We start from the raw sequence: 775 nt of genomic DNA, 5'->3' as shown, positions 1-775 counted from the left end.
ATATGATATTTGTGATAGGTATTTAGCTTTATTAAAGCTTATCACATATGTTTTATCTTGTGCTACTTCACCCCATTTAGTATGCCATGAAGTGAATGGACTTCCATCAATCATGTTTTCAGGAGCAAATCCACCTTGGAATGAACCAGATTGAATATAATTAATATTTTCTACATAAACGTATTCTAATGTCTTATCATCATTTTTAGTAAAATGATATTCTCTGATTTCTCCATTTAAAGTTGTACCATGAGATTTATATCTTACTTTAATTTTTTCTTTTGTTTCAAATCTTTGATTGTTATAATCATTCCACGAAATACCATCATTTGAACTATATTCTAAATAATCCGTTTTACCAATAAAAATATTTTCATCATCATTCATATTTAATGTTAGATCATCTACTGTTTCTCCATTTGTAATATCTATAGTAAATATTTGACTTGATCCACTAATTTTTACCTTTATGTCATCTTTTGAATTAATACTTTTAACTTGCTTTTTTGTTAATGTTATAACATGATTTAAAGTTGCTATCCATGTATTTCCGCCATCTAAAGAGTATTGTACTTGGAAATCATAATTATCATATTTTGAATTCATTACAATTTTATTAGCATTTTCACCATCAAATGAGAATGATGCAAGATCTACTTTACTTGTTCCTAGTAGAACTTCTGCTATTTCAGCTGTTGCATCAGGTTGTATTGTATCTTTATTTGTTGCTGTATTTTTAGCATCTGCAGCTGTCTTTAGACTTTCTGTTTTTAGC

At 27.6% G+C, this 775-nt stretch carries 1 pseudogene; it reads right to left on the bottom strand.

Going from position 1 to position 775, the window contains the following annotated elements:
• A pseudogene (locus tag ACLR9T_RS14200) lies at positions 1-775 on the bottom strand (hypothetical protein); the annotation flags it as partial.

It is taken from the genome of Thomasclavelia sp. (assembly GCF_047249845.1).
GTDB lineage: Bacteria > Bacillota_I > Bacilli_A > Erysipelotrichales > Coprobacillaceae > Thomasclavelia.
The sequence above is the reverse complement of the archived record's forward strand: the minus strand, read 5'-3'. Positions and strand labels throughout refer to the sequence as shown.